Below are 23,018 nucleotides of genomic sequence, written 5' to 3'. Positions count from 1 at the left end.
GCTCGTATTTCGTATTTCGTATTTCGTATTTCGTATTTCGTATTTCGTATCTTTGACTATTTATGATTAGAGAAGTTATCGCCTTTCGCCAGTCGGTCGTAAAGCACAACATTCACTGATGCCGCTAGATTCATGCAGCCGTTGGTTGGAACGTAAATCGTCTCACGACAGAAGTCGGTGATCTCTTTCTTTAGCGTGCCATCTTCTGGGCCAAAAATGTAAAACGCACGTGGTGGGTGCTTGTAATCAGGTAGTGGCTTAGCACCTTCAATCAGATCAACAGCAACCGGCACGCAGCCTACTGGAATAATATCTTTCAGCTCTTCAACACCAATTAAAGGCAGGGCTAGGTGCTTTTCTTTGGTGTCGGTATGGAATTTTCGCGCATGGTCGTAGCGTGTACCAGTGTAAAACACAGAGTTGGCGCCGTAGCAGCCAGCTGCTCGCATTACAGAGCCTACGTTTTCAGGCGTCTTTGGGTTAACTAGGCCAATGCAGGCATAGCCTTTTGATTGTGTGTCTGTTTTTGCTTTGGTCATAATCAGTGAATCTAAAGTTGATGATGAAAGTGAGTAATCACGATGAGAAATGGCGTGATAAAAATAGCCGAGCAATCGGCTCGGCTAACTTTTAACTCGCTTACATGAATACTTGTTTACTCATGCAGATGAGCGTCAACAGCGGTATTAGTCGCGTTTCCACAGCATGTGACAGAACTTATGTTCTGGGTCACGGCTGATCAGCATGCGAGCAAATACGTCGTCTAGAACGTCATCAGCTTCATTCACAAGACCAATGCGCACTTCAGCGTAGATTTCTTTGTCGACTTCAAAGCCAACATGTTCAACCCAATCATCGCCAGTTTCAACAAGCTCTGCTGCGCCACGATCTTCAAACTGAGCCGTGAAAAGAATCACGTCTGCAGGTTCTAGGTTGTCAGGTGCCATCTCTAGAAAGATGTCGTATGCAGTGTCAATTGCGTCGTCATAAGACATTAGGTCGTTAGCTTCGGTCATAATAAGTATCTTAGCTTGCGCGGTTCATGTATTTACGTTCAGCAGTGTTTACTACTACTTTGTCGCCAGTCGCGATGTATTCAGGTACTTGAATAGTAAGACCTGTAGAAAGACGAGCAGGCTTAGTACGAGCAGACGCTGATGCACCTTTGATTGAAGGGTCAGTCTCTTCGATAACTAGCTCAACAGATGTTGGAAGCTCAAGCGTTGCAGCGTTGCCATCGATAAGGATCGCGTACATGCCTTGAGTTTCTTCGTTGATGAACAGTAGTTCGTCTTCGATTGTTTCACCGTTGAAGATGAATTGTGTGTAATCTTCGTTGTCCATGAAGATGTACTCGTTGCCATCAACGTAAGAGAACATTACTGCACGCTTGGTTACGTCGATAGTTTCAACGATTTCGTCAGCCTTGTGGCGAACTTCAGTTTTAACGCCAGTTGCTACATCGTTACCACGGAAGCGGTAAATTTTTTGGCCGCCGCGGCCGCCTGGTGTTGTTACTTCGATATCTTTAACGATCACTGTTTTGCTTTCTACTGTGATAGCAAAACCTTTTTTAATTTCACTTGCTCTAGGCATTTTGTGTTTGTCCTTATTGGGTCTATCCGCTGATTATATCTCGGAGATGCTATAAATAGGAATAGCTTGAATCATAAAGTCACCTAAGCGATCATAGAGTCACAGTTAAATCATGATTTTATTTGCCGAAACGACCTATGCAGCTACCTGTTATTGACCCAACACAGCCTTTTCAACCTGAATTCCAACCTGTGGTTAACGATCTGATTACCTTCTTAAAAGGTGGGTTAGGTTCTAATCTACACAGTGTCTATATTTATGGCAGTGTCGCTCGCAAGCAAGCCGTTGTCGGTCGCTCAAATCTTGATGTGGTTGTGGTGACACACCGCCCGTTTCCTGATCAGCGAACCACGCTGTTGAATACCATTAAATGGCGCTTCCAAAAAAGCTTCCCGCAGGTTACTCAAGTCGCAATTAAAACCACCTTAGTGAGCGAGATAGTCGATTTCGACAATATCTTCACTTGGGGCTTTATGCTGAAGCATTTGGCCGTGTGTGTGCACGGTGAAGATCTATCGGATTGCTATGGCGATTTTGAAACGAGTTGGGAAATTGCCAAGCATTGGAACATGGATGCTGAAAACTGGTTAGCGGTGTATCGCAACAAAATTGCCCGAGCAACAACGCCAGAACAACAAGTGGCCGCGCAAGTGATCATTGCCAAGAAGCTGCTAAGAGCAAGTTATTCTTTGGTGATGTATCGCGATAAGTATTGGTTTGATGATCCTGTCGAATGTGGCCAACAGTTCTTGAAGTATCACCCAGATAGAGAAGTTGAAATTCAACGATTGGGCATCTTACTTTCTGGAAGAGCGATTCCGAAACGTTCGGTTATCGGCATTCTGGATGGTTTTGGAGAGTGGCTAGTTAAGCAGTACCAGAAAACAGAGTTTCGAATCGGATAGAGCTTCGTAATCTATCGATATAAAAAAGCAGAGCGAATTGAACACTCCTCTGCTTTTTTGTTTCTATTACAGCTCAAAGTAGTTTTAGAATAGACCTAACTGCTGTCCGCTGACTCTTTCAAAATCTAAGCCAATAAAGGGCAAGATTGCCTCTGCGACGGGTTTAATCTGCTTATCGATATAGTGCTGATAATCGATACCACTCTTTAAATACTCTTTGGGCTCAGGGCCACTCAGAGTAATCAAATACTCAATACGTCCTTTGTTTTGGTATTGAAGAGGGCGTCCTAACTGAGCATTTATTTCATCGGCCATTCTTGCAGCCCTGACTTGTGGCGGAATGTTCTTTTGGTACTCATGTAGCTTACGACGCAGACGCTTCTGGTAAACCAATAAATCGTCATGTTTACCCGCTGAAGTCTCATCAACAAATTGTCTGACATAGTCGGTAGGGTCTTGGTCGTGAAATACCATCTCATACAGGGTTTGTTGGAATTGCTGTGCGAGAGGTGTCCAATCGGTGCGCGCACTCTCTAGTCCTTTAAAGATGATCTTCTCTTTATCACCTTGAGTGATTAAGCCCGCATAACGTTTCTTCGAGCCTGTTTCTGAGCCTCTAATGGTTGGCATTAGAAACTTGCGATAGTGAGTCTCGTATTCCAATTCGAGTATAGAAGTCAGGTTGTAGGTTTCTTTTAAGTGGTTCGTCCACCAATCGTTGATGTAAGCGACCAGTGCGTTTCCGATCTCGTCTGCTTTTTCCTGATCATAGCTGTCATTCAGAGACACGAAGGTTGAATCTGTGTCCCCATAAATCACTTGATAGCCTTTATCTTCGATCAGAACTTTAGTTTGCTTCATGATCTCATGCCCACGCATGGTGATAGAGGAGGCCAAGCGCGTATCAAAGAAACGGCAGCCAGACGAACCTAACACCCCATAGAATGAGTTCATGATGATCTTAATCGCCTGAGAGAATGCTTTTTCGTTGTTCTTCTTCGCAACATCACGTGCTGCCCAGAGGTTTTCAATCATCTCAGGCAGAAAGTGTTTAGAGCGGTGGAATTGCCCACCGCGAAAACCATCAACCGCTTGGTTTTCGTCTGGACCTAGTTCCAGTTTCAATCCTTCAATAAGCCCCATAGGGTCAATCAAAAACGAACGAATGATGGACGGGTATAGGCTTTTAAAATCGAGTACCAGAACTGAGTCATACAGGTTAGGAATAGAATCCATTACGTAGCCACCGGGGCTGGCAATCCAGTTCTCCGGCTCTAAGTTAGGTGCGACATAACCCGCTCTGTGGATTTGAGGAAGATATAAATTAGTAAAGGCAGCAACAGAGCCACCAACGCGATCCAGCTCTACACCGGTTAATCGAGAGCGCTCAATGGCGAAGTCGAGTAGGTGAGTGTGCTCGAAGATGCGGTTTACTAGCACACAGTCTTGAAGGTTGTACTTGGCGAGTGAAGGCTTATCGAACTTAAACATCCGGTTGATCTCATCCATGCGGTCATGAACGTTGTGGATGTCTTTGCCTTCACCAAGTAGCTCTTGCGATACCGACTCCAGCGACCATGAGCGGAAGTGATAGGTCGCCGTTTTAAGCATATCGATACCATCCAAGACAACGCGCCCGGGAATAGTGATAAAACCTTGTTGATTTTGTGCCGAACTACGGAAAAAGCTCGGTTGATTGTCTCTGCCGATGTTGAGCTTCACTTCGTTCCATTCTGAACGTTTGTGCAGCAGCCTAAAATCGAAGTCAATAACGTTCCAACCAATGATGATGTCAGGATCAAATTCAGAGAACCAAGCTATCATTGCTTCGAGTAGCGCTTTTTCGTTGGCTACCCATTGGATATTGGTTTCAGCTCGTTGTGGTTCGCCGACCATGATCACTCGACTGTCCATCGGGCTGTCTAGGCCAATTGAATAAAGCACGCCTTTTTCTGAACACTCAATATCAAGTGAGACCACTGATAGGTTGGGTAAGTAATCACCTGCTCGGCATTTTGCGCTTGAGACTCGACGATACTTATTTTTTTGCGTACCAGATCCGGTGAACTCAATACTTCCCTTGATAAATCGTTCCATCAGATATCGATCGGCGAGTCGAATATCGCTTTCAAAGGTTTGGATTTCTTCGTTGTGAAAGGCTTGCGCTAAGCCAAAACTACTTCTCGACAGAGATGTATAACACGCGGCTAGAGGCGTTTGCTCGAATGTGGCTAGCCCTAGAGGCTTGAATTTGCAATTGATTGACTCTTTCGCTGCGATAGCCTGACATGCTTCTACATCAGCTTGCGCGACGAAAAATACAGGCTTTTCATTTTGAATTGTCAGTAGAGTAGGGCCTTGAGGGGTGCTTAACCACAAGTCGATTTGCGTGCGCCCTGAAAAGTCTCTTGCTTGTCTTGTGAGCACAAAGCCTTGCTGAATATCCAATGTAGTAACCTATTGAAATTGGGAATCGAATATTACCACCTAGCGACCCTCAGCGCACAACAGGCAGCAAAAATACTAACTAAATTCTAGTTAACAGAGCGAAATAACGGGACTCTATAAGCAAATAAGTGAAATTGTCGAGAATGGTTATTCAATGGTATTGAAAATATCTTTATCTTGTGTAATTTTATTGGGTGTTGTTTTAACTGATTGATTTTTAGAAAAAGCTTGTTGTTTTAGTTGGTTTATTTGTTAATAAGTACTTGCTAAAGTTCGTGTTTCAGCACATATTCAACAGAGCTTTTTTTTAGTAATTAAGTTAAGATGTACTCAATGCTGCGATCCACTGTTCCTTTGTTTAATTGTTTCAAACAGATGAAACGACACAGTGGTTGCAGAGCCAATTAATAGTGTGGAGATACAAGTTTGATAAATGTTTTCCTTGTAGATGATCACGAGCTGGTTCGCACAGGGATACGACGTATTATTGAAGACGTCCGTGGAATGAACGTAGCAGGGGAAGCTGAAAGCGGTGAAGATGCTGCAAAATGGTGTCGTACTAACAATACTGACGTTATTTTGATGGATATGAATATGCCTGGTATTGGTGGCTTAGAAGCAACCAAGAAAATCTTGCGTTTCAACCCTGATGTTAAAATCATCGTTTTAACTGTTCATACGGAAAATCCGTTTCCAACTAAAGTGATGCAAGCTGGGGCTGCTGGTTACCTTACTAAAGGAGCAGGTCCGGATGAAATGGTAAATGCAATTCGAGTGGTTAATAGTGGCCAACGATACATTTCACCAGAAATTGCGCAGCAGATGGCTTTGAGCCAATTCTCGCCTGCGTCTGAAAATCCATTCGCAGACTTATCTGAACGTGAACTTCAAATCATGATGATGATTACCAAAGGTCAGAAAGTGACGGATATTTCAGAACAACTCAATCTAAGTCCTAAAACAGTCAACAGTTACCGCTACCGTTTGTTCAGCAAGCTGGATATCAGTGGCGATGTAGAGCTGACGCACTTAGCGATTAGACATGGAATGTTAGACACTGAGACCCTTTAACACTGAGATCGTATAGTGACCAACTTGTTTGACTCAGTCTCATTCCTCAAGACAGTAACAGAACAGCCCGGCGTTTATCGAATGTATAACGCCGAGGCTGTTGTTATTTACGTCGGTAAAGCTAAGAACCTCAAAAAACGCCTTTCCAGTTATTTCCGTAAAAAAGTCGACAGTGAAAAAACACGCGCTCTAGTCAGCAACATCGACAAGATTGATGTGACTGTAACGCACACGGAAACCGAAGCTCTTATTCTTGAGCACAACTACATCAAGCAGTATCTGCCGAAATACAACGTACTTCTGCGTGATGATAAGTCGTACCCTTATATTTTCATTAGCGGTCACAAGCATCCTCGTTTGTCGATGCACCGCGGTGCTAAAAAGAAAAAGGGTGAATACTTTGGTCCTTATCCTGACTCCGGCGCTGTGCGTGAGACGCTACACTTAATACAAAAAATCTTTCCTGCTCGTCAGTGTGAAGACACGGTTTATGCAAACCGAACCCGCCCATGCTTGATGTATCAAATTGGTCGTTGTGCTGCGCCATGTGTTAGCTCGATTATCTCTGATGAAGAGTACAGTGAGCTTATCGACTATGTTCGTCTATTCCTGCAAGGGAAAGATAAGTTGGTGCTAGAGACGCTCATCGAGAAGATGGACACGGCCAGCCGAGAGCTTCGCTTTGAACAAGCCGCCGCTTTCCGCGATCAAATCCAAGCGATTCGACGTGTGCAAGAACAACAGTATGTATCTGACGACTCTATGGAAGATATGGATGTGTTGGGCTTTGCTCAAGAGAATGGTGTGGCGTGTATTCATATCTTGATGATTCGCCAAGGTAAAGTCTTAGGTAGCCGAAGCCACTTTCCTAAGATTCCAAACAATACGGTGCGAGAAGAGGTCTTTTCGAGCTTTTTAAGTCAGTATTACTTAGCGCATAATGAAGCGAGAACCATTCCAACCCGTTTGATTCTGAACGCGGACCTGATGGAAGACGTCACACCAATCCAAGAAGCTTTGTGTGAAGTTGCAGGTCGTAAGATCCATTTCAACACAAACCCTTCTGGTACTCGTGGTCGTTACCTTAAATTGTCGAACACCAATGCGTTAACGGCGATTACGACCAAGATTAATCACAAGATGACCATCAATCAGCGCTTCAAAGAGCTACAAGAAGTGCTGTCGATGGATGCGATTAAGCGCATGGAATGTTTCGATATCAGTCATACCATGGGTGAAAGCACGATTGCGTCTTGTGTGGTGTTCAATCAGGAAGGCCCGGTGAAACCGGAGTACCGTCGTTACAACATCACGGGTATTACCGGTGGTGATGACTACGCGGCGATGGCTCAGGCGCTTGAGAGACGTTACTCGAAGCAACTCGATGTCGACAAGATCCCAGACATCATCTTTATCGATGGTGGTAAAGGTCAGCTAAACCGCGCGCATGAGATCATTTCTCAATATTGGGGTGATTGGCCGTTTAGACCAAGAATGATGGGTATTGCGAAAGGCGTGACTCGTAAACCGGGTTTAGAGACTCTAGTGACTTTAGAAGGGGAAGAGTTCAATTTACCCAGTGATGCTCCAGCACTGCACCTTATCCAACACATCCGTGACGAAAGCCATAATCACGCGATTGCAGGGCATAGGGCGAAACGTGGTAAAACGCGAAGAACCAGTGCTTTGGAAGGAATTGAAGGTGTTGGACCTAAGCGTCGTCAAGCTTTGCTGAAATATATGGGTGGCTTACAAGAACTTAAGCGTGCAACTGTCGAAGAAATAGCCAAAGTGCCGGGCATTAGTCATTCTTTGGCAGAAAACATTTATCAAGCATTGAAACAATAGTAAAAATCCCGCACCATTAAAGCGCAATTAATAAGAGCCCAATAATATGCGTTTGAATATACCTAACATTTTGTCCTTACTGAGACTATTTTTGATCCCAGTATTCGTTGTCGTTTTTTATCTACCTTATCAATGGGCTCCTTTTGCTGCTGCGATGGTGTTTTGGGTGGCAGGCTTTACTGATTGGCTAGATGGTATGCTGGCTCGCAAGTTAGGGCAAACGTCTCGTTTTGGCGCATTCATTGACCCAGTGGCTGACAAAGTGTTGGTTGCTACGGCACTTATCCTGATTACTGAGCATTACCACTCAATCTGGGTGACGATTCCAGCGGTGACCATGATTGCTCGTGAGATCATCATTTCAGCACTTCGTGAATGGATGGCTGAAATCGGTAAACGTGCAAGTGTTGCGGTATCTTGGGTTGGTAAAGTCAAAACCGTTTCTCAGATGTTCGCCCTTTGGGTGCTTATCTGGCGCTATGACGACTGGATGGTTTGGGTAGGATACATTGCACTCTATGTCGCAACCGTTCTTACTTACTGGTCAATGGCGCAATACTTGATGGCCGCTAAAGACGATTTGTTAGACGAAAAACATCATTGATGAAGAAGCGAGCTGAGGCTCGCTTTTTTGATCTTTAACCTAAGGTTAAGCCATCAATAGCGGATATCTAATGTGATATAGATCTCCTTTGAATAACCCGCTCACAGTGTGTTTTGAACATAAAGTCAGCTATTTGGCCTGTTTCGTATGAAATCTATTCAAACGAATTAAAAATACAAAAATAATATTGACTCAATCGTCTGAATCCGTAGAATGCATCCCGTACCCAAGAGGATGGCAATAAGCGATTCGATTGGAGTTACTAAGGCGCCTTGGCAGAGTGGCTATGCAGCGGATTGCAAATCCGTGGACCTCGGTTCGACTCCGGGAGGCGCCTCCATTCTCTCTTTCTTCTAGAAAGAATATGAATGAAAATGCGATACTAGCTCAGTTGGTAGAGCGCAACCTTGCCAAGGTTGAGGTCATCGGTTCGAACCCGATGTATCGCTCCAAATTTTGTAATGTTGATTGGCGTCAGCATTAAGATGGTGTTTTACTTTTCAGTAATCGGCATCGCAATAAAGAATTGCGTGCCCTGGTGGTGGAATTGGTAGACACAAGGGATTTAAAATCCCTCGGCGTTCGCGCTGTGCCGGTTCAAGTCCGGCCCGGGGCACCATCTATTAAAGTCTTTATCTTGATAAAGCAAATGCGATACTAGCTCAGTTGGTAGAGCGCAACCTTGCCAAGGTTGAGGTCATCGGTTCGAACCCGATGTATCGCTCCAAATTGAAAAGCCCGAACAGAAATGTTCGGGCTTTTTGGTTTCTGGCGTTCAGCGTTTCTATATCTGTACTTTTGTTGTTTGAATCCACACTCAAAATTCACTTCTATTTTTATTTCAAAATTTCGCAATTAAGTTCGTTTAGAACAGTTAGTTTTTAAAAGCGAGATCCCCTATGAACTCGTTCCTCGTACCAGGGAATGATGTAAAGGCGGCACAGCCTCAAGCCATCACTAACACCGCCTATATACCTGTGTCGTCATCCTCGGGCATGAGGAACGAATGAACCGGAGATCTCTTTCTTAAACGATATTGCTGACGATATTTTCAGCAATTGCTTAGCCACCACTGCTATTTATCAGGCTATTATTAAAAACTATTGATCGTTCATTTCACTTTATGTTACTTTCCTGCGCAATCTCGGAATGAACAATGTTCAAGAAGAGCAACGATTGCTTCTGGGGGATACGCGTAGTGACCATTCTTGCTGATTGGGACATTACGTAGGGTAGGTATTGGCTAGTCCTTTAGCTGATAGACGGGATACTTATGGCGCAGTTCGCCATGTTAATGGGAAACCCAACATTGAACACACTAATTACAACATTGCTAATCAGCTCTGCATTTCCAAAGGGATCAGCTCCTCATAGCTGCCCGATCCTGCAAAAATGTCCAATTCTTCAAAACAGTAGCATTACTGAACCTTGAGCTCACGCTAACAATTTATCGCTGTCTTAAGACGGCTTAATTTCGTATTCGTCATTTGACTTATGCGAGCGTACAGCTATATCTCATTTCTAGACAATACGCGTGCTTCACTATGAACTCTCTCCAAATTTAACGAGAGTTGGTGGGTAATTGCGTCTGATGGAGGTGAGTATGAACACATTCAAGGGGACTTTTATGACTACCGCCTTTGAAGTCGATATCAATACTATCGCAAATTCATTTTCAACTATGGTTCCTATCTTAGAGGGAACGTACGACCTAACACCTGACGCTATTTTGCTAGAGCAAGAACAGCATGAGTCGGATGTTCGCTCTTACCCAAGACGCCTGCCGATTGCTATTAAACGAGCATGTGGCGCTTTAGTTGAAGATACTCGTGGCCAACTGTTTCTCGATTGCTTAGCTGGTGCAGGTACACTTTCTTTGGGTTACAACCACCCTGAGATTAACCAAGCACTTAAAGACCAGCTCGATTCTGGTTTGCCATACCAAACTCTTGATATTACGACTCAAGCAAAAGAGACGTTTATCAAGCGAGTTAAAGCTTTTCTTCCTCAAGACTTTTCAAATAACTCGGTTCTGCAATTCTGTGGCCCATCTGGTGCTGACGCTGTGGAAGCGGCTATCAAGCTAGCCAAGCAAACAACAGGTCGTAACACCATGTTTGCTTTCCGTGGTGCTTACCATGGCATGACGAACGGCACCATGGGCATGATGGGTAACCTTGGCACTAAAGAGCGTCGTAGCGGCTTGATGTCTGACGTACATTTCATGCCTTTCCCATACAACCTCCGCTGCCCGTTTGGCATTGGTGGTGAAGCGGGTGCCAACGCGAGCATTCGTTACATCGAGCGTATGTTGAATGACGATGAATCCGGCATCATGAAACCAGCTGCGATGATCGTTGAGCCCGTGCAAGGTGAGGGTGGTGTAATTCCAGCTCCGGCATCTTGGCTACAAGGTTTACGTCGCATTTGTGATGAGCACGGTATACTACTGATTTTTGATGAAATTCAGTGTGGTGTCGGCAAAACAGGACATCGATTCGCGTTTGAAGAGTCAGGCGTTAACCCTGATATCTTATGTTTGTCTAAAGCGATCGGTGGCGGACTGCCTATGTCGCTGCTTGTATTCGACAAGAGCATCGATACTTGGAAAGCGGGTGAACATACCGGTACATTCCGTGGTAACCAGTTAGCAATGGTGTCTGGTGCTAAAGCACTGGAAATCATCGAGCGAGATGGTTTGGTGGAGCACGCGAACATTGCAGGCCAATACCTACGTCATGGGTTAGAGAAGATTCAATCTCGCGTTAACTGTATTGCTGAAGTTCGTGGTAAAGGTTTAATGCTTGGCGCCGAGATCAAGCAACCAAACGGTGAACTCAATAAATTTGGTGAGCCGAAATCAGACGGTGACCTGACCCTAGCTATTCAACGCGCGGCATTAGAGCGTGGTTTGATGGTCGAGAAGGGCGGTCGTGATGGATCTGTGATTCGCTTCCTGCCACCAATGATTATCTCTTTCGAACAGATAGACTTTGCCCTGCGAGTGATGGAAGAAGCCATCATCGCAGCGGGCGGTGGTTTACAACAAGACCCAGCTTCAGATAAGCAAGCAAATCAAGAGTGGAGCAAGCACTTCATTCACACAGGCCTAGGCGGTAGCGACGAATTCGCTAACGTGATGAACCAAACCACTCAGGCAATGAAAGCGGTTTTTGAGCAGGTTGAAACTCCATACTCAGGTCTAGAACCAAAAGTGCTAGAGGCTTCTATCAAGGCTGTCGACCTAGACAACAACCAACACGCTTTGGTTGACGTTATAGATAGCACCGCTGACCTAGTTGCAGCAAACTCTATCTTTGTGCAGCACCCTGACTGTATCGCACACCTTCATACGCCTCCTCTAATGGCATCAGTAGCAGCGGAATCAATTATCGCGGCTCTGAATCAATCTATGGATTCATGGGACCAAGCATCTGCTGCGACTTATGTTGAGCAGCGCGTGGTTGATTGGATGTGTGACAAGTACCAACTAGGTGAACAAGCGGACGGTGTTTTCACTAGTGGTGGCACGCAAAGTAACCTAATGGGCTTATTGCTAGCGAGAGACTGGGTTGCGGATAAGCACGATGGTCACTCTATCCAAAAGCTGGGTTTACCGGATTACGCGAGTAAGCTTCGCATCTTGTGTTCAGATAAATCTCACTTCACGGTTCAAAAATCCGCTTCATTGCTCGGTTTAGGCGAGAGCGCGGTGTGCTGTGTTGAGACCAACGCAAACGGCACCATCAAACCGGATTACTTAGACGCAGAAGTAAAAGCGCTTAAAGCCCAAGGGTTGATTCCTTTTGCTGTAGTTGGTACGGCGGGTACAACCGATCATGGTGCTATCGACGACCTTGATGCGATTGCAGACATCGCAAACCAACAAGGCCTTTGGTTCCATGTCGACAGCGCTTACGGCGGCGCGCTTATCTTAAGTAGCCATAAAGCTCGTCTGAAAGGCATCGAGAAAGCGGACTCTGTCAGCGTTGACTTCCACAAGTTGTTCTTCCAAACAATCAGCTGTGGTGCTGTGCTGCTGAAAGACAAAGCGAACTTTAAGTACCTACTGCATCACGCAGACTACTTGAATCGCGAGCACGATGAGCTGCCAAATCTAGTCGATAAGTCTATTGCGACCACCAAGCGTTTCGATGCATTGAAAGTCTTCATGACGATGCAAAGCGTTGGGCCAAAGCAGCTGGGTGATATGTACGATCATCTCCTAGAGCAGACGCTTCAAGTTGCCGACCTGATTCAAAATCAAGCGGATTTAGAGCTATTAGCGGAGCCTTCACTATCGACGGTGCTGTTCCGTTCGGTGCTTAGCAATGAGCAATCAGCAAACAGTGCTATGGATTTAGACAAACTGAATCAAACGTTAAGATTGGAAGCGCTGACTCGTGGTGTTGCCGTACTTGGCGAAACGGTAGTGGATGGTAAAAGCGCGCTGAAATTCACTATCTTGAATCCGTGCTTAACGACATCAGATTTCAAATCTCTAATTAACAAAATTCAAACTTTAGCTATTGAGCTAGCAGAACAACAAGGGTAATTAAAACTATGGCTATTCTACAAATTGGTGCAGGCGGCGTTGGTTGGGTTGTTGCACACAAAGCAGCACAAAATAACGAAGTACTGGGTGATATCACAATCGCTTCTCGTACCATCGCGAAGTGTGAAAAAATCATCGAATCTATCAAGGGCAAAAACAACCTTAAAGATTCAACTAAGAAACTAGAAGCACGTTCAGTAGACGCTGATGATGTTGATGCGCTTGTTGCTTTGATTAAAGAAGTTCAGCCAGATCTTGTTATCAACGCTGGTCCTCCTTGGGTAAACATGGCAATCATGGAAGCGTGTTACCAAACTAAAGTCTCTTACCTAGATACATCGGTAGCGGTTGACCTATGTTCTGAAGGCCAGCAAGTACCACAAGCTTATGATTGGCAATGGGGTTATCGTGAGAAGTTCGCAGAAGCGGGCATCACAGGTATTCTTGGCGCTGGTTTCGATCCTGGTGTGGTATCAATCTTTGCTGCGTACGCGGTTAAGCACTTGTTCGATGAGATTGACTCAATTGATGTAATGGACGTGAATGCAGGTGACCACGGCAAGAAGTTTGCGACAAACTTTGACCCAGAAACCAACATGCTTGAGATCCAAGGTGACTCTTTCTACTGGGAAAATGAAGAGTGGAAACAAGTACCGTGTCACTCTCGTATGCTTGAATTTGAATTCCCGAACTGTGGTTCTCACAAAGTTTACTCAATGGCACACGATGAAGTTCGTTCGATGAAAGAGTTCATCCCAGCTAAGCGTATCGAATTCTGGATGGGCTTTGGTGATGCATACCTGAACTACTTCAACTGCATGCGTGATATCGGCCTTCTTAGCCCTGAACCGCTAACACTGCACGATGGCACAGTGGTTCAGCCTCTGCATGTTCTTAAAGCACTATTACCAGATCCAACATCTCTAGCTCCGGGTTACACTGGTTTAACGTGTATCGGTACTTGGGTTCAAGGTAAGAAAGATGGTAAAGAGCGTAGCGTATTCATCTACAATAACGCAGACCACGAAGTGGCTTACGAAGACGTAGAGCACCAAGCGATCTCTTACACAACTGGTGTTCCAGCGATTACCGCTGCACTTCAGTTCTTCCGTGGCGAATGGGCTGATAAAGGCGTGTTCAACATGGAACAGCTAAATCCAGATCCGTTCCTAGCAACTATGCCGGAAATTGGTCTAGATTGGCATGTTCAAGAGCTTGAAGCAGGCCAAGGTCTTCCAGTGATTCATGAGCTGAAAAAATAAGAACTGATTTCTTGTTTTGATTGCTAATTAAAGGGGACATGGATTGTTCCCTTTTCGATGATGATAGCCTTGAAGCTTTGGTATCATTTATTTTGATTTTGTAACTCACTGTGCTCGGACAGGACAAAATCAAAATAAATCACACCAAAATTGTTAATTTACCTTTCCATCTATAGATGCTGCTTGAGTGTTTACAAAAATGACGTTTAAGAAAGAAGAACTAAAAACCCCATATTTCATGATCAACGAAGACAAGTTGATTGCGAACTTAGAAAAAGCCAAGCAACTGAAAGAGATTTCAGGTGTGAAATTGGTACTTGCGCTTAAGTGCTTCTCGACTTGGGGCGTGTTTGACATCATCAAACCGTACCTAGACGGTACTACTAGTTCTGGCCCTTATGAAGTGAAATTAGGTCACGAAACTTTTGGCGGTGAAACTCATGCTTACAGTGTGGGCTACAGTGAAGATGACGTGAGAGAGGTTGCTGACATCTGCGACAAGATGATCTTCAACTCTCAAAGCCAACTTGCTGCTTACCGTCATATTGTTGAAGGTAAAGCTTCACTGGGTTTACGTTTAAATCCGGGCGTGAGCTACGCAGGGCAAGACTTGGCGAATCCAGCACGTCAATTCTCGCGTTTGGGCGTGCAAGCTGACCACATCAAACCAGAAATTTTCGATGAGATTAATGGTGTGATGTTCCACATGAACTGTGAGAACAAAGACGTCGATGCGTTTATCGGCCTGCTTGATTCAATCTCAGAACAGTTTGGTGAGCACTTAGATAAGTTGGACTGGGTGAGCATGGGCGGAGGTGTGTTCTTCACATGGCCTGGCTATGACATCGAAAAACTCGGTCTTGCGCTGAAAGCCTTCTCTGAAAAGCACGGTGTGCAGATGTATCTTGAGCCGGGTGAAGCGATCATCACTAAAACAACCGACCTAGTTGTGACAGTGGTCGATATTGTTGAGAACGTGAAGAAAACAGCGATTGTGGATTCAGCGACTGAGGCGCACCGCCTTGACACGCTTATCTACAATGAGCCCGCATCAGTATTGGAAGCATCAGAAACAGGCAGCCATGACTACGTGATTGGTTCGTGTTCATGTCTTGCGGGCGATCAGTTCTGCGAAGCGAGCTTTGATGAGCCACTTAAGATTGGTCAAAAGCTGCATCTGTTAGACAGCGCGGGTTACACAATGGTGAAATTGAACTGGTTCAATGGCCTTAAAATGCCTTCAATCTACTGTGAACGTAGCAGTGGTGAAGTTCAGAAGCTAAATGAATTCGGCTATGAAGACTTCAAACGCTCATTATCACAATGGTCAGTTAAGTAACTGAATCACAAGTTCAGAGCAATACAAAGAGCAGCTAATGAGCTGCTCTTTTTTGTTCTTTAATTTTGTTTATTTAGCTTTCAATCATCACACGAGTATCTTCACTGAGCGTTTCGAGTTCATTAACTACGTCGTCGATCTGTACTTCGATTGGCAGCTTAACGGCGATTTTTGATGTGAATAGACTTGAGCTAACACCGCCGCCACCAGCGATAAAGACGCGGTGACAATCCATATCGAGAATACTGATTCCTTGTCTATCCAATACATGAGTCACTTCGTTGACGATACCTGCTCGGTCGTTAGAGTCGAGTCTCAAGTGATGGACCGTGTCTTGAACATTGTATGTATGATCGGAATCGACAAACTGCACGATGAGATCTGGATTGGCGCTGAACGCTTCTTTTACAATCGATTCGTTGATGGCTGGAAGTTGAACCTTTAGTACGCCTGCGACTTGGTCTTCAATAAAGTTCACTTTACTGATGAGCCATTTGCCGTCGTTTTCGTGAGTAACCGCAGCAAGCTGTTTGATTGTTGCTGGTGATGCTTTTCCGATAAAGTTTACGATAAATGTACTGTTCATATCAGCCCCCAAGGTTTCAATTATTCTTTGCTAATTAAATGTTTGATATCACGCGATAAAGTTCTTTAATTTCAGTGTAGAAGGTTACATCGAACAATGTTTGACCTAGGTCAATTTTTGAAACTAAGCTTCGATGCAAAAAAAGAGAATGAAGAGTAGGGCACAAAAAAAGCGGCTAGAGAGCCGCTTTTTAGAAGAGTTGTCACTGTGATTGATGATTCAGCAACTTATATTCAATAACTTATATTGAGTAGTACTAGAGACGAATTAGAACGTTACTTTGAAGTTCATACCAACAAACTGAGAGTCGTATGGTGCGCCAGCATCGTAAGCAAAACGTGCAGCGTCTTGGTTATCCCACCAAGGGTTAGTATTCAGGTTAACTTCTGCATCACCGCCCCATGCGTCACTTACCCAGTAGTGAATGTGTCCAACAGGGTTAAGGAAGAATAGCGACACATCACCCATGGTTTGAGAGCCCATCACTTCGCCACCTGAAGCAATGATATCCTGCTCTGCTTCTAGCATCATTTCACCGACAACCGCACCGAAGAAAGGTGTGATGAAGAGATCTTGCCATGAAGGTACTTCTGCAAACGCTTCTACGCCGTATTCCCAGAAGAACGTCGACATAGTCCAAGAGTATAAGAATGACTCAAACTCGTCGTAACCTGCGTGTCGAGCTGCGGTGTAGTAAACACCACCGAAATATGGGTGCATTACGTAGTTTAGGAAGTGTTCGTCACGGTCCCATGTTGGACCAGCAGAAACGTTATCTTTCCACTTTTTACCTAATGAGCTGATATCACGTTGGTCATCATCCCACTTAGTAATACTTTCAGGGAGCAGAGTCATTAGACCCACTGTCGCGACACTCAAGCCAAGAATGGTGTAGGTTTGACCCATTAGGTAATCCCAATCTTTCTCCTGACTCACCAACATGTGTTTTGGTTGTTGGATTGAGAAGTCGTACTCATCACTCGACTCGCTCAGTGCGTAATTGGTACTAGGCTTGTAGGTGTACAAGTTGTCATTAAAACAGTAATCTTGAGCACATTCATCCGAGTAAGAAAGGTTGATTGGCTGGTCGAAGTCGTATTGGCTTGCAACCGAGTTAACTGACATTAGCATTGAAAATGCGGCAGTAACCTTTGCTAGTAACGGTGATTTGGCCACAAGGGTCTCCATGACAAAGTTTGGAATTGATCAGGGTCACAATTATCTATTAAATGCCTGATTTAGGGAACTAATAATTTATAGCTTTTCCTAAGAAAACCTTAGGTTTAACATTATTAATATTAGTAAAAAGGCGAATTGCTCCAAATTCAACCATAGACCAGTTTGTAAATAATGCAGTGTCTTTTTATGACAACAAGGGATAGAAATATGACGAAAATCGCAATGTTAAGCACAGGTGAAGAAGTTCTTCATGGAGACATTGTAGATACAAACGCAGCTTGGATGTCTGCTGAGTTTTATCAGCATGGTTTTGCGCTTGCTAAGCGCTCAACTGTGGGTGATCAAATGAATGCTCTTGTTGAAGAACTGCTGATGCTGAGCTTTAACTATGATGTGGTTATCGTTAATGGTGGTTTAGGCCCGACAACCGATGATATGAGTGCTGCCGCCGCTGCAGCTGCTTCCGAGCAGAAACTCGTCATGTTCCCTGAATGGCTTGCTCGTATGGAAGAGATGTTCTCTGGACGTGGCATGCCAATGCCAGACAGCAACCTTAAACAAGCTTTGTTACCTGCGAGTTCAGAGATTGTCGATAACCCTGTGGGGACGGCTTGTGGCTTCAAACTGAAAATTAACGATGCGACTTTCTATTTCACGCCGGGTGTACCAAGTGAATTCAAGCGCATGGTGACGTTTGAGATTCTTCCTGACTTGTCGTGTACCTACCCTCAAGTGGTTGCCTCTGAATGCAGTCGACTGTTTACGTTTGGTTTGTCTGAGTCCGGTATCTCTGATGTTTTGGATCAACTAAAGCTGCCAGAAGGTTATGAACTTGGTTATCGCTCTTATCTGCCGTTCATTGAGGTCAAACTGTTTGGTCCTAAGGCAGACTTAGAAACTCGCGTTAAGCTTCTGCAGATGGTTTACAAGCTGCTAGAGAGTAATGTCGTTAGTGTTGATGAGCCGATGATTGACCATATTGGACACATCATGGCGGAAAAAAAGAAGACGTTATCTGTGTCTGAAGTGTCGACCAAAGGTTCACTGTCAGCGTGGCTGCAATTGAATGAGCAGATAGAAGATTGCTTCGGACACTCATGGGTGATGGCTGAGCCAAAAGAGAGCGAACTTGAAAAGAGCGATCCATTAGCCGCGACCTTTGCGCTGGCTGGAGCAACAAGAGATAAGTGCGGAACTGAATTGGCTTTGGTGACTGGTAAGCTGGAAGGCAACACATTCAGCGTTGCATTGTCGACTGAAGCAGGCGAATGGGGGCAGGTACTTGAGTTTTATCGTCAGTACTCGCGTGAAGACCAACGCAACGTGATTAAGACCGTTGCCGCCGATATGCTGAGAAGGCATTTAGACAACAAACCGATGTTTGGTACTTATTCTTCGGTTAAGCGATTAAAAGACATGTTTATTCCAGCGGCTATCATTAAGTAGCTATGTAAGCTAACGATGTAAGCGAACTCGCTAAGTCTGTATTAAAAACGCTAGAAAAAACGAAATAAAAAGGCCCAACATCTAAATAGGTGTTGGGCCTTTTGTTTATCTAGCCTTCTAGATAACCAAACAAGCAGCGATGTTTACACGCAACTCATGTCTGTAAGAACTCGATTACAAACCGCTTGTCATATGTAGGCTGTAGAACAAACCACGGCCGATTAACTCTGAAGCCAAGAACAATACTAGTGCTAAGCCAAGGTTAACTGGGTTCACTTTTGCTTTGTTCAGCATAGGTAGAATCCAAATCAACAAGCTTGCCATTAGCAGTGCCACTTGAAGAATCACATAGCTACCTAAACCATCGACTAACTCAGACGCTTTTGCCGCTGAAGTTTGGATGTCTCCGATTAGGTTCAGTTTTCCTACTGTCACAAGCAAGCTGATAGCAACAGCGATAACAGCCAACATGGTGATGTTACGGTCAACCGTAAAGCGGCTGTCGTTTGCGAATACAATCACGAACTGAGATAACAGAAAGCCACCCACAACCATCGTCATGATGAAGCTCAGTGGTGTGTAGATGTTGTCCCACGTCGGTACTGTGTTGATCATGTATACGTTGATCATCGCGTACATGAAGATAACACCCAGTACCATCGCGCCAACCATCAGTGCTTTCTGGATAGCAACGCCACCTTTCTTGACTACCGACAGTAACCATTGCAGGCCACCGACAGCGAAGAATGCCGCACCGAAGAACACTTCGTTAGACAACCAAGCCGAACCTAGCTGATTAAAAGCGTTAAACGCGCGCAGTGGAGAGCCAAGGTGCGTTGTCGAGAACATAAAACCAAGCCCCATTAATGCCCATAGGATAAACATTGGAACCTTGTAGCTGTTCAGCTTCTCTTCGTCATGACCAAGTACCAGTGCACGTGCGCCAATCAGTAAGTAACCACCAACCGCAGTTTGCGCCAGCACCGTAAAGAAGATTAAAGACCACTCATGAAAAATCATCTTACACCTCCTTCGGGTTTGCTAGGTGACCGCTGGTATCGCCAGTCGGCTTCGCGTTTTTGTTCAGCTTAATCACGATGTTTGGTAGCGTTTCTGTTGAAGATGGCAGTGGAGCCACATCCGCACCAGAGCCGTACTTCTCACGAAGTGTATTGATTTCACCAAACTCCAATGCACGAAGTGGGCAAGACTCAACACAGATAGGCTGTTTGCCTTCAGAAACACGTTGGTAACAACCATCGCATTTCGTCATATGACCTTTCTTAGCATTGTATTGTGGTGCGCCGTAAGGACACGCATTGCTACAGTGCTGACAACCAATACATACGCTCTCATCAACCACAACCAAACCGTCTTCATCACGTTTGTGCATTGCGCCCGAAGGACACACTTTCACACACGCTGGGTTAGTACAGTGGTTACAAGCGATAGATAGGTAGTAAGAAAAGACATCTTTCTGAACCCAGGTATCACCATCTTGAGTGAAGCCACCACCGGCATATTCGTATACGCGACGGTAGTTCGTTTTGATGTCTAGATCGTTATAATCTTTACAAGCAAGCTGACAGGTTTTACAACCCGTGCATTTACTTGAATCAATGTAAAAGCCGTATTGTTTCATTCCAACCTACCTTATGCTTTCTTTAGCGCTTTGATTTGAACTAGGTTTGTATGCTGAGGGTTACCCTTAGCAAGTGGGCTCGGGCGCTGAGTCGTCAGCACGTTGATAGAGCCTGCATGGTCGATCTTCTGACCATCTGGTGCGTACCATGCACCTTCGCCTAGTGCGACAACTCGAGGAAGAATCCTAGGTGTCACTTTCGCTGGAATATGTACTTCGCCACGGTCGTTGAAAATACTCACCATGTCGCCGCTATCAATACCACGTTCTTTTGCATCGATTGGGTTGATCCACAACTCTTGCGGTGCTGCTGCTTTGATTTCTGCAACGTTGCCGTAAGTCGAGTGAGTACGAGCCTTGTAGTGGAAACCGGTTAGCTGAAGTGGGTACTTCTCTGCTAGTGGGTCGTTATGACCTTCGAAAGAGTCCGCGTAAATCGGAAGTGGGTGAATCACTTCGTCTTCTTTAAGCTTCCAAGTCTTCGCGATATCAGCCAGTTGCTCTGAGTAGATCTCGATCTTGCCACTTGGTGTGGTCAGTGGGTTCGCTTCAGGATCTTTACGGAAATCTTCATAAGCGATGTAGTGGTGGTCGTAGCTACGTTTGTAGATACCCAGCTCTTTCATCTCTTCGAAGGTTGGCAGTGTTGGATCGTTCTTACGAGTTTCTGCGTAAAGGTGCTCAATCCATTGCTCTTGAGTACGGCCTTCGGTGAACTCTTTTTCTACGCCCATTCGTTTCGCAAGCTGAGTACACATCTCGTAGATAGATTTTGCTTCAAACTGAGGCTCAATCGCTTTCTGCGCGTAGATGAAGTAAGGCATGTTCGCCGCTTTACCGTCCATACACCAGTCGTCTTGCTCAGACGTTGTTAAGTCTGGCAGGATGATATCGGCGTACTTCGCTGAAGACGTCATATGGTTATCAACCACGACAATCATTTCACACGCACTTTCATCTTGAAGAATCGCGTGAGTCTTGTTGATGTCTGAGTGTTGGTTAATGATGCAGTTACCTGCGTAGTTCCAGATCATCTTGATTGGGTTCTTAAGGCGCTCTGCACCGCGAACACCATCAGTGATGTCGGTCATTTCATGGTGACGGTAAATCGCGTCTGTCCACATGAACATTGAAATAGACGTTTCAACTGGGTTTGGCACGGTAGGGAAGCGCACAAATGGAATGTTGATGTCGCTTTCACGAGCGCCTGTTGAACCGCCTGATACGCCCACAGAACCAGTGAGCAGTGACAGCATCGCGATTGCACGACACGCTAGTTCACCGTTCGCAGTGCGTTGTAAGCCCCAACCTTGGTGAATCGCACATGGTTTCGCTGTGCCCATTTCACGGCCAAGCTTAACGATGGTGTCAACTGGAATACCCGTGATCTTAGAAGCCCATTCTGGTGTCTTCTCTACGCCATCTTCACCTAAACCTAGGATGTAAGATTTGTAGTCGCTGTTTTTAGGCGCTGATGCAGGAAGGGTCTTCTCATCGTAACCGACACAGTATTTGTCTAGGAACGGTTGGTCGACAAGGTCTTCAGTGATCATCACGTGTGCAAGACCCGCTACCAATGCCGCATCTGTAGAAGGACGAATTGGGATCCATTGATCTTCACGGCCACCGGCAGTATCGGTGTAGCGAGGGTCGATGATGATCGTTCTTGCGTTTGATTTGTTTTTGCTTTCAACGTAGTGGTGGATCTGGCCGCCACCAGACATACGCGTCTCAGCAGGGTTGTTACCAAACTGAATGTTAAGTTTAGTGTTCTCTAAATCAGAGAAAGAGTTGTTGTTTGCCCAACCGCCGTAGGTGTAGCTCAAGCCTTTCGTGATTTGCGCTGTTGAGTAGTCACCGTAATGGTTTAAGTAACCACCACTTAGGTTCATTAGACGAGCAATCAGCGTTTGAGCTGGTGGCCAAGATTTAGTAACCGTGCCGCCCAGCGTACCTGTACCGTAGTTTAGGTAGATAGTGTCGTTACCGTAGTCTTTGATAAGGCGTTGCATGGTGCCAGCGACTTCATCATAAGCCTCTTCCCAGCTAATACGCTTAAACTTACCTTCACCACGTTTACCCACACGTTTCATTGGGTACTTTAGGCGATCTGGGTTATAAACACGGCGGCGCATCGAGCGACCACGTAGACACGCACGAACTTGGTGATGACCGTATTCGTCAGTGCCTGTGTTGTCTGTTTCTACGTATTTGATTTCACCGTTTTGTACATGCATACGCAGTGGGCAGCGAGAGCCACAGTTTACTGTACATGCACTCCATACGATTTTCTCATCCACATTTTCAGCAACTGCAGCCGCTACTGGTTTGGATTTGAAAGGTAATGCAATACCGCCCGCAAGTGCAGCTGCACTACCTACTGCAGAGGAAGCTTTCATGAAGCCTCTTCGAGTAAGATTCATTACCCCAGATTCTTTCTTATTCGTCATTCTAAGATGCCTTTTGCTATTGATAGCTAGCACTTTATAGGTAGTTTGTTCTTTATGTATTTATTTCGAATTATTGATTGATTGGCA

At 45.1% G+C, this 23,018-nt stretch carries 17 protein-coding genes and 4 tRNA genes; 12 read left to right on the top strand and 9 right to left on the bottom strand.

Features of this window, described 5'->3' with window-relative positions; genetic code table 11:
• Positions 1-56: 56 nt before the first annotated feature.
• From AB4585_RS04815 to yeiP, 3 genes are all read right to left on the bottom strand, one after another.
• Entirely contained in the window at positions 57-539 is a 483-nt protein-coding gene (locus AB4585_RS04815; RefSeq protein WP_017061495.1) for an RNA methyltransferase, read from the bottom strand.
• 147 nt (positions 540-686) lie between these two features.
• Positions 687-1,016 carry an HI1450 family dsDNA-mimic protein gene (locus tag AB4585_RS04810; RefSeq protein WP_004741258.1) on the bottom strand — a complete coding sequence of 110 codons (330 nt, stop codon included), beginning with the start codon at positions 1,014-1,016 and terminating at the stop codon, positions 687-689.
• Between the two features lie 10 nt (positions 1,017-1,026).
• Positions 1,027-1,596, bottom strand: coding sequence for an elongation factor P-like protein YeiP (yeiP, locus tag AB4585_RS04805; RefSeq protein WP_017055115.1), 570 nt, complete (start codon positions 1,594-1,596; stop codon positions 1,027-1,029).
• Between the two features lie 137 nt (positions 1,597-1,733).
• Here yeiP and AB4585_RS04800 point away from each other — a divergent pair, with 137 nt between their 5' ends.
• Complete coding sequence (locus tag AB4585_RS04800; protein WP_017629621.1) at positions 1,734-2,501, top strand: hypothetical protein; 768 nt, start codon at positions 1,734-1,736, stop codon at positions 2,499-2,501.
• 84 nt (positions 2,502-2,585) lie between these two features.
• Here the strand turns inward: AB4585_RS04800 and AB4585_RS04795 are convergent, their stop codons facing one another.
• On the bottom strand, positions 2,586-4,949 hold the full coding sequence (locus tag AB4585_RS04795) for a DNA polymerase II (protein WP_372169385.1): 2,364 nt from the start codon (positions 4,947-4,949) through the stop codon (positions 2,586-2,588).
• Between the two features lie 426 nt (positions 4,950-5,375).
• Between AB4585_RS04795 and uvrY the strand changes: the two genes are divergently transcribed.
• The 10 genes from uvrY (at position 5,376) to nspC (ending at position 15,628) form a co-directional block, all read left to right on the top strand.
• Positions 5,376-6,020, top strand: a complete 645-nt coding sequence (gene uvrY, locus AB4585_RS04790) for a UvrY/SirA/GacA family response regulator transcription factor (RefSeq protein ID WP_004729778.1) — start codon at positions 5,376-5,378, stop codon at positions 6,018-6,020.
• Positions 6,021-6,035: 15 nt separating this feature from the next.
• The gene (uvrC, locus tag AB4585_RS04785; protein WP_102432892.1) at positions 6,036-7,868 is read left to right on the top strand and encodes an excinuclease ABC subunit UvrC; all 1,833 of its coding nucleotides are present in this window, start codon (positions 6,036-6,038) and stop codon (positions 7,866-7,868) included.
• A gap of 46 nt (positions 7,869-7,914) precedes the next feature.
• Complete coding sequence (pgsA, locus tag AB4585_RS04780; RefSeq protein WP_048659595.1) at positions 7,915-8,472, top strand: CDP-diacylglycerol--glycerol-3-phosphate 3-phosphatidyltransferase; 558 nt, start codon at positions 7,915-7,917, stop codon at positions 8,470-8,472.
• Positions 8,473-8,738: 266 nt separating this feature from the next.
• Positions 8,739-8,812: transfer RNA gene (locus AB4585_RS04775), tRNA-Cys, on the top strand.
• A 36-nt stretch (positions 8,813-8,848) separates the two neighbouring features.
• Positions 8,849-8,924: transfer RNA gene (locus AB4585_RS04770), tRNA-Gly, on the top strand.
• Between the two features lie 80 nt (positions 8,925-9,004).
• A tRNA-Leu gene (locus tag AB4585_RS04765) sits at positions 9,005-9,091 on the top strand.
• Between the two features lie 32 nt (positions 9,092-9,123).
• Positions 9,124-9,199: transfer RNA gene (locus AB4585_RS04760), tRNA-Gly, on the top strand.
• 876 nt (positions 9,200-10,075) lie between these two features.
• Entirely contained in the window at positions 10,076-13,027 is a 2,952-nt protein-coding gene (locus AB4585_RS04755) for a pyridoxal phosphate-dependent class III aminotransferase (protein ID WP_372169384.1), read from the top strand.
• Positions 13,028-13,035: 8 nt separating this feature from the next.
• Positions 13,036-14,289: a carboxynorspermidine synthase gene (locus tag AB4585_RS04750; protein ID WP_372169383.1), complete on the top strand. Its 1,254-nt coding sequence runs from the start codon at positions 13,036-13,038 to the stop codon at positions 14,287-14,289.
• A 199-nt stretch (positions 14,290-14,488) separates the two neighbouring features.
• Complete coding sequence (gene nspC, locus AB4585_RS04745; protein WP_017063550.1) at positions 14,489-15,628, top strand: carboxynorspermidine decarboxylase; 1,140 nt, start codon at positions 14,489-14,491, stop codon at positions 15,626-15,628.
• A 73-nt stretch (positions 15,629-15,701) separates the two neighbouring features.
• Here nspC and AB4585_RS04740 read toward each other — a convergent pair whose 3' ends face one another.
• Both AB4585_RS04740 and AB4585_RS04735 read right to left on the bottom strand, forming a co-directional pair.
• Positions 15,702-16,214 carry a glycine cleavage system protein R gene (locus AB4585_RS04740; protein ID WP_017069174.1) on the bottom strand — a complete coding sequence of 171 codons (513 nt, stop codon included), beginning with the start codon at positions 16,212-16,214 and terminating at the stop codon, positions 15,702-15,704.
• A 267-nt stretch (positions 16,215-16,481) separates the two neighbouring features.
• A complete protein-coding gene (locus AB4585_RS04735) occupies positions 16,482-17,390 on the bottom strand; it encodes a DUF3943 domain-containing protein (RefSeq protein ID WP_017069173.1) in 909 nt (302 codons plus the stop codon).
• A 210-nt stretch (positions 17,391-17,600) separates the two neighbouring features.
• Here AB4585_RS04735 and AB4585_RS04730 point away from each other — a divergent pair, with 210 nt between their 5' ends.
• The gene (locus AB4585_RS04730) at positions 17,601-18,839 is read left to right on the top strand and encodes a CinA family nicotinamide mononucleotide deamidase-related protein (protein ID WP_017069172.1); all 1,239 of its coding nucleotides are present in this window, start codon (positions 17,601-17,603) and stop codon (positions 18,837-18,839) included.
• A 174-nt stretch (positions 18,840-19,013) separates the two neighbouring features.
• On the opposite strand, the gene AB4585_RS04725 is transcribed toward AB4585_RS04730, so the two are convergent.
• Genes AB4585_RS04725 through AB4585_RS04715 form a run of 3 tightly spaced genes read right to left on the bottom strand, consistent with a single transcriptional unit; the run spans position 19,014 to position 22,931 of the window.
• Complete coding sequence (locus AB4585_RS04725) at positions 19,014-19,859, bottom strand: dimethyl sulfoxide reductase anchor subunit family protein (protein ID WP_372155496.1); 846 nt, start codon at positions 19,857-19,859, stop codon at positions 19,014-19,016.
• A 1-nt stretch (position 19,860) separates the two neighbouring features.
• On the bottom strand, positions 19,861-20,481 hold the full coding sequence (locus AB4585_RS04720) for a DMSO/selenate family reductase complex B subunit (protein WP_004733360.1): 621 nt from the start codon (positions 20,479-20,481) through the stop codon (positions 19,861-19,863).
• A gap of 11 nt (positions 20,482-20,492) precedes the next feature.
• Positions 20,493-22,931 (bottom strand): DmsA/YnfE/YnfF family dimethyl sulfoxide reductase, encoded by a 2,439-nt coding sequence (locus AB4585_RS04715; RefSeq protein WP_017069171.1) that lies wholly within the window; start codon positions 22,929-22,931, stop codon positions 20,493-20,495.
• Between the last annotated feature and the right edge of the window lie 87 nt (positions 22,932-23,018).

This window comes from Vibrio sp. 10N.222.49.C9 (assembly GCF_041474985.1).
Taxonomy (GTDB): domain Bacteria; phylum Pseudomonadota; class Gammaproteobacteria; order Enterobacterales; family Vibrionaceae; genus Vibrio; species Vibrio crassostreae_C.
Note: the sequence above shows the minus strand (reverse complement) of the source record. Positions and strands in the feature narration are given on the sequence as shown.

Excerpts from the sequence above, each read along its gene's own strand:
- AB4585_RS04815 (WP_017061495.1), bottom strand. The coding sequence starts at position 539 with ATGACCAAAGCAAAAACAGACACACAATCAAAAGGCTATGCCTGCATT.
- AB4585_RS04810 (WP_004741258.1), bottom strand. The coding sequence starts at position 1,016 with ATGACCGAAGCTAACGACCTAATGTCTTATGACGACGCAATTGACACT.
- yeiP (WP_017055115.1), bottom strand. The coding sequence starts at position 1,596 with ATGCCTAGAGCAAGTGAAATTAAAAAAGGTTTTGCTATCACAGTAGAA.
- AB4585_RS04800 (WP_017629621.1), top strand. The coding sequence starts at position 1,734 with ATGCAGCTACCTGTTATTGACCCAACACAGCCTTTTCAACCTGAATTC.
- pgsA (WP_048659595.1), top strand. The coding sequence starts at position 7,915 with ATGCGTTTGAATATACCTAACATTTTGTCCTTACTGAGACTATTTTTG.
- AB4585_RS04755 (WP_372169384.1), top strand. The coding sequence starts at position 10,076 with ATGAACACATTCAAGGGGACTTTTATGACTACCGCCTTTGAAGTCGAT.
- AB4585_RS04750 (WP_372169383.1), top strand. The coding sequence starts at position 13,036 with ATGGCTATTCTACAAATTGGTGCAGGCGGCGTTGGTTGGGTTGTTGCA.
- nspC (WP_017063550.1), top strand. The coding sequence starts at position 14,489 with ATGACGTTTAAGAAAGAAGAACTAAAAACCCCATATTTCATGATCAAC.
- AB4585_RS04740 (WP_017069174.1), bottom strand. The coding sequence starts at position 16,214 with ATGAACAGTACATTTATCGTAAACTTTATCGGAAAAGCATCACCAGCA.
- AB4585_RS04730 (WP_017069172.1), top strand. The coding sequence starts at position 17,601 with ATGACGAAAATCGCAATGTTAAGCACAGGTGAAGAAGTTCTTCATGGA.
- AB4585_RS04725 (WP_372155496.1), bottom strand. The coding sequence starts at position 19,859 with ATGATTTTTCATGAGTGGTCTTTAATCTTCTTTACGGTGCTGGCGCAA.
- AB4585_RS04720 (WP_004733360.1), bottom strand. The coding sequence starts at position 20,481 with ATGAAACAATACGGCTTTTACATTGATTCAAGTAAATGCACGGGTTGT.
- AB4585_RS04715 (WP_017069171.1), bottom strand. The coding sequence starts at position 22,931 with ATGACGAATAAGAAAGAATCTGGGGTAATGAATCTTACTCGAAGAGGC.